The organism is Kaarinaea lacus (assembly GCF_975902315.1).
Map to the genome: position 1 here is coordinate 1 of NZ_CDLKIE010000400.1, position 6100 is coordinate 6100.

Genomic DNA, 6100 nt, shown 5'->3' on the forward strand with positions numbered 1-6100 from the left:
GCATTTTCTGTTGAATTCTTATCTTCACCTTCCAGGCCGTAGACCGCGAGGATGGCGTCCCCCATAAACTTGTTCACAATGCCATGATGGCTGGCAACGATATTTGTCATTTGTGAAAAATAGGCATTCAGGAAAAAGATCACTTCTTCAGGCGGGGTATTTTCCGCATAAGTAGTAAATTTACGCAAATCACAAATCAGTATAGCGATATCGTATTCTTCACCTTGCTTTAACGCATTCTCGCTACCGTTGAGCAATTTATTCATAATGCCTGGACTAACGATACTCTCCAGGGTTTTCTGGATCTTATCCTTGCTGCGCAACTGGTCAATCATGCGATTGGTTTGCTGGGCAATTACACCAAATTCGTCATGTGTCAGCACTGGTACATAACGATCCAGGTTTCCCTGTTCTACCCTGCGCAACACATCCATTTGATGCTCAAACAGGCGCTGCACGTTGATCGAATATGAAAAAATAATTCTTGTGGCAAGGGCGACAATAATTCCCAATATGAAAAGCGTATCAACGATAAACGACTCGCGAATATCAACAGGAGACGCCTTAATCGCTGTTACATCCAGGCTCATGTAGGTATACGCAGATAATCCCATACCAATGGCAACGATGAGCACGGTAACACTGAGAAAGATATTCAAACGATGGGCAATCGGAACAGTTTGTTCATTTAATTGATTATTGTGGGAATCTTCTGTCTTAAAATTGCCGCGCATTCGATACAGAGCGCTATCGATACTTGCGAAATAACCAATAATCATGGACCAGGCAAACATTTTCAGCATCACGAAATAGTCAACATTCTGCAATACGAATTGGGTGCAAATGATGACAACAGCGGCAAACGTGAACAAACTGAGATCTAGCAAAATCTGGCGTCTTGGCCGGTCAATGCTATTTTGTTTTGAAACAAATATGGATTCTAACTGGCCACGAATAAGACCTAAAAAAACAAACGGAGCAGCAATCGACAGGATTAACGTGAATCCAGCCTGATCGACATCGCTCCCAATGCTACGCATCGCAAACACACTAAGGACGACGATACCCAGCAGATAATAGGCAAAAATTTGAAACTTGTTTGACATATTCATTATACGGCTCACTTCCTACTATTTCGTCCGCTGTTACCAATCTCTTAAGATGTTTATTGCTAAGTTGCAGTAATTTTTAGTGGTTTTCGCTATTTTAGCTGGAACATTTGCTGGTTTTGTGATTCGTTGCACGCTTTATGCACAAAGCTTTCGATGAGTGCTCATATCGAACATAAACCCAAACATTATCTGATTATTTGATAATTTAATTACCAATATTGCTTTTGATTGATGCCAACACAAGGATAAATCAGGCGCTGATCCGGGAGGATCTACTGAAACCTGAAAATACTCAGAAAGATTCCCTAACTGGAAATATCATTAGGAACCTGCCTTTAGGACGCAGAGTGTAAAAACTTTACATAGGCGAGAAGTGGCAGGAATAGAAAGACAATTAACAAGGTAAGCCATTTATGAATTTTGTCGGTGCGCACATCATAACGCTCCACTACGAGCCGCGCTTGTCCTTGCCCAATTAATAAATTGCGTTTAAAGCTGCGGAATAAAAACAAAAGTACGAACGCTATTGCGATACCGACAAGAATTTCAATCATATATTTATCTATTACATTAAACAGATTTTCCATGATGAGTACTGCCTGGACGATCATTGAAATGACAATTATTGAAACAAAAATGTATTGTAACAATGATGTATTGAAAAAATGATATTAAAGATACTAACGTCGATCTAGTAGCAGTAATATTTTCTGAATTAACGATTCAAGTCAAGGAAAAATATTTAATTAGGTGACAAAAATTAGCGCCTTCTAATACGATTCCTGTCAAATTTTTAAAAAAATTATTACTTTTTCCTCGATAACTTGACCTGTTCATAGGCTTTTTTAATTTCCTGGGTTTTTTCCGTGGCGATTTTAATCATTTCTTCCGGTAATCCTTTTGATACCAGTTTATCCGGATGATGTTGATTCATAAGACGTCGATAAGCCTTTTTAATTTCTTCATCGCTTGCCGATGAAGAAACTCCCAGTACGGCATACGCCTCTTGTAAATCCCGCGCTGAAGCAGGCCTGTGTATTTCTTCAGTGTGCGAGTAGTATTGTTGTCCTTGCACCATTGAAATCAACTGATCAATAACACGATCATTTACTCCTAGCTGGCGGCCTATATCATGAATAATATTGCGTTCTTTTTGATGCACAACACCGTCAGCCAACAGAGTGGCAATTTGAATCTCGAGAAACATTTGTATTAAATGGAAACGACGATGGCATTCCTTTTTAAACTGAGATAACACACCGCTGAGATCAAAACCAGCTTGCTTACCTTCGTTAAATAAACGTTGCGCAACTTTCCTCTGTTCAGCATCCAGCATCATCTGAGACATAATCTGATTGGCCATACTAATTTCAATTTCAGAAACTCGACCATCCGCCTTGGCAACATGCCCCATTACCGAAAACGTCGCCGCAAAAAATGCCGATTGAATACGTTCAGTATTCCCTGCGCTTTCCTGGAAAACCCGGGTGGTCTGCGACAGCCCTCTATCAAAATTATGGCCTACTGCCGCACCTAAAACAGCGCCCAAAGGCCCACCTAGCATAAAGCCAAATGCGCCTCCAATAACTTTACCCCACCAACTCATTTGTTAGCCTTGTTTTCCATGTCTATGTACCGGGATCACTAAATCAATACTCCGCTATAAAAAACGCAATATAGTAATCGAAATAGTGGGCAATTAAAAACGCCAGGGAGTAATAATCTATGAAATCCTGAAAAATGTGCGGCGACTGAGAGAAAACAGTTTGATTATAAACAGTAGTATTATTTATAGAATATATGCCGACCGATTTTGGTAATCCGCAATTTCTGAGATGCCCAACGCGGCTTAACGTATTCAGCGTGATAATACATGGCATTTTTGACCCTGGTTTTAGCAGACTCTTCTTCTTGATAAACCGCTTCAGCAACATCAACAGCTTTTTTCCAGGCCAGAGATTCTTTAGGGATATCAGCTAATTTGTCCAGGGTCCAGGAAAATGCCGCAACATAACGCTGCTGTCTGGAACTCCATCCTTTTTGATACACAACTCGACACACATCATCAGGATAACGCGTTGAGTTCACTCTATTCATAGTTACAGCAGCAACCGCATATTGACCTAAGATCGGTTCACCGCGTGCCTCATGATAAACGTTCATTGCCAGGCATTTGATGTTTCGCAAATCGTGTTGTTGCTTGGCGAACATAAACATACTAACGGACAAGCCAAGCACTAGTATTCCTGAGAACACTATTAACACCTGGTTAACCTGCCCAAAAGATTGCCACTTGTCTGATAGAGCCAGGCGCAAATTTTCTATGGAAAACATTCTCAAATTCCTGACACCCTGGTATCTGTTCATTATCACATATTACAGTGAGAAAGCGTGCAACTCGAAAAGTTGCATTCGAATTGCGTCAATATTACCCGTAAATACATGCACTTATAGCTGATATTTCTGGAAACAATATGAAAAACTGGCGATGAATTGTGACAGCGTACAAAACGATGTTGAATTATGATTTCGATTCGCTGCGCTGCCAATCCCAGGCGCAATCGAGGTGGGCCCGAACGGCTACGACATTTTCAAGACCACCTTGTAGCATATACGCTAAGGGTGTCAGGTTTTCAAATCGCTGATTTTTTTGATTCAACCAGAATGACACCATATGGCCATTCAACGGATAGCTGGTTCGTAGAGCATCTGCTATTCCGAGTAAATGGTCAATGCGCTCAAACACTTTCGGATCATCTGGCAACGGTTCATCATCGTAGAAGCGTCGAATAGCACGAGATCGAATGTGGTCGGGTAGCGCAAGCAAATTGAGCTTGTCTCTGTGACTGACCCCCCACTCATCGAGCATCGTCATGACAAGTTGGGTAAGCTCAACTTTCTGCTCGCGGGAAAGTGTGTCCAGCATCGTAATATTTACGGATTATTTGGAATGTAGATAGGTGTTGATTACAAAAATCATTCGCCATGTTACCACGTAGTTCTATACTGAAAGCTACCTCTTAAGTGATAAACCTGGGCAAAAGTTTTGCCAGATAACTGCAACATAATTCTGTCGAGAATCCCAGTCTACACCACTACTTTCAGAATGCGGTTTTCGACTATGTTGTTTACTGGATGTCCCTGGTTAGATTATTCACCGATATATTACCCATAGCAATCTTCTCGAGTGCCTTTTATATCCGTATATGCTATTCACGAGCCGCTTAATTGCTTTGCTATATATGGCCTGGAAATGCGCTACTCGTACCAATTATGTACGTAGTATCCTATTTTCGATAAAAGTTATTCAGGACCAGCAATTGTGTTATTTTCCAACAATTACTATAGATATTCATGTCTATTCTTGATATGAATAGAGAAAAGTTACTCACTGCGTACGTAAACTCAGATAGGTTACGTAATGTAAGACCAGAGTCCACGTGTACGATTGATAAGTTACCCAATCCCACCTCAAACTTATCAATCGCCACAATGAATAAGGGAGAGGTAACGATGTACCGAGTGTTGCAAATAGTGATAGTCACGCTGTTGGCAGTAACAGCCAACTCCGCATGGGCCGCAGACGAAGGTTTTCCAGGCAGGGAAAAATACCCTGACATTCCCTATATTGAAATAGCCGATCTGTTTGCCAGGAAAGCCCGCGGTGAAGTTGTTATTGTGGACGCACGTTCCAATTACGAATTCGAAACCTTACGAATCAAGGGGGCCGTCAATATTCCTGTCGCCAATAAAACCTTTGAAGAAGAAGTACAAAAATTACGCGGGAAAACGAATAAATCCATAGTTTTTTACTGTAATGGTCACCGCTGTATGAAATCGTATATCTCAGTCAAGAGGGCACTACAGGCCAATGTTGAAAATGTATTGGCCTTTGACGCGGGAATATTCGACTGGACAAAGAAATATCCTAAACAGGCGGTGCTACTTGGCACCAGCCCGGTAAACCCGAAAAAACTGATCGCCAAAAAACGCTTCACTTCAAGATTGCTGGATCCAGATACTTTTAGTTCTTACATTATGGACTCGCGAAACCGGATTGTTGTAGACGTGCGCGACAAATTTCAAAGGGCCGGTGTCGGATTCTATCCCGGTATTGAGCGTTGGGCAGCACTTGATGACAGGAAAAAATTACAAGGCTATATCGAAAAAGCCCGGCGCGAAAATAAAACATTGTTTATCTATGATGAAGTCGGTAAACAGGTTCGCTGGTTGCAATATGCCCTGGAAAAAGCAGGGGTAAAGAATTATTATTTTATGGACAAAGGCGCTCGCGCCTATTATGACATGATTGCCAAGATTGAATGGAATAGGTAAACCGCTTTACTTTTTAACCTTACCTTCATGCAAAAACGGGTAACGACAGATCGTTACCCGTTCTTTTTTCTTGTTAACGAAAGTCTCTTACTTCAGTTTCACGTGAAGCTCATCAGCCGTCAGCGTTGCGGTAAGGTCATTATAGAAACCATGTGCCACGATTCGTTTCATGGAACTGCCGCTTGCCATGCGGGCTTCTATTTCCTCAATAAGACTTGTAAAGTCTGTAAATACCTGTCGAGGCCCTTTTTCCTTAAGCTCATAACGACCACCATTAGCCATTCCTCGAATCACCGGAGGCGGAGAAATGGTAGACAGATCGACAATGGCACCACCACGGCCAACATGATGAAAAACGCCCCGATCCATTAGATTCAACGTAACGCTGTTTTCGGTAACTTCGCTAAATGGATGGTCCGTATGAGGCGTCCAGTTCATGGTTAACGTTGCCGGTACTTTGGTCAGATCAACTAAAGTAGTTGCAACAAAATCGGCTGGAGCACTGCCAAATGGCGTCACGAAACCGAAGACTTTTACAGGTGTTGTTTCAAATATTTCCTCAACAGGCAACATACCAGTATCGACTTCATATAATGTCGGATCAGCATCATGCTCAGTATCAACGCCAGTACCGGTGAAATCAAACAGGCTAA

The 6100-nt window shown here is 41.7% G+C and carries 7 protein-coding genes; 1 reads left to right on the forward strand and 6 read right to left on the reverse strand.

Annotated features, from left to right (window positions below):
* The 5 genes from ACWVCM_RS12650 to ACWVCM_RS12670 all read right to left on the reverse strand — a co-directional run.
* Positions 1-1112: adenylate/guanylate cyclase domain-containing protein (locus ACWVCM_RS12650; RefSeq protein WP_455202117.1), on the reverse strand; the 1112-nt coding region annotated here is incomplete at its 3' end.
* Between the two features lie 335 nt (positions 1113-1447).
* Positions 1448-1699, reverse strand: a complete 252-nt coding sequence (locus ACWVCM_RS12655; RefSeq protein WP_455202118.1) for a hypothetical protein — start codon at positions 1697-1699, stop codon at positions 1448-1450.
* A 218-nt stretch (positions 1700-1917) separates the two neighbouring features.
* Positions 1918-2718 (reverse strand): co-chaperone DjlA, encoded by an 801-nt coding sequence (djlA, locus tag ACWVCM_RS12660; protein ID WP_455202119.1) that lies wholly within the window; start codon positions 2716-2718, stop codon positions 1918-1920.
* A gap of 179 nt (positions 2719-2897) precedes the next feature.
* Positions 2898-3446 carry a cell wall hydrolase gene (locus tag ACWVCM_RS12665; RefSeq protein WP_455202120.1) on the reverse strand — a complete coding sequence of 183 codons (549 nt, stop codon included), beginning with the start codon at positions 3444-3446 and terminating at the stop codon, positions 2898-2900.
* A gap of 187 nt (positions 3447-3633) precedes the next feature.
* A complete protein-coding gene (locus ACWVCM_RS12670) occupies positions 3634-4038 on the reverse strand; it encodes a hypothetical protein (RefSeq protein WP_455202121.1) in 405 nt (134 codons plus the stop codon).
* Positions 4039-4625: 587 nt separating this feature from the next.
* Here ACWVCM_RS12670 and ACWVCM_RS12675 point away from each other — a divergent pair.
* On the forward strand, positions 4626-5447 hold the full coding sequence (locus tag ACWVCM_RS12675; protein WP_455202122.1) for a rhodanese-like domain-containing protein: 822 nt from the start codon (positions 4626-4628) through the stop codon (positions 5445-5447).
* Positions 5448-5534: 87 nt separating this feature from the next.
* Here the strand turns inward: ACWVCM_RS12675 and ACWVCM_RS12680 are convergent.
* Positions 5535-6100: hypothetical protein (locus tag ACWVCM_RS12680; RefSeq protein WP_455202123.1), on the reverse strand; the 566-nt coding region annotated here is incomplete at its 5' end.

Coding starts and splice junctions, on each gene's coding strand:
- ACWVCM_RS12655 (WP_455202118.1), bottom strand. CDS start 1,699: ATGGAAAATCTGTTTAATGTAATAGATAAATATATGATTGAAATTCTT.
- djlA (WP_455202119.1), bottom strand. CDS start 2,718: ATGAGTTGGTGGGGTAAAGTTATTGGAGGCGCATTTGGCTTTATGCTA.
- ACWVCM_RS12665 (WP_455202120.1), bottom strand. CDS start 3,446: ATGTTTTCCATAGAAAATTTGCGCCTGGCTCTATCAGACAAGTGGCAA.
- ACWVCM_RS12670 (WP_455202121.1), bottom strand. CDS start 4,038: ATGCTGGACACACTTTCCCGCGAGCAGAAAGTTGAGCTTACCCAACTT.
- ACWVCM_RS12675 (WP_455202122.1), top strand. CDS start 4,626: ATGTACCGAGTGTTGCAAATAGTGATAGTCACGCTGTTGGCAGTAACA.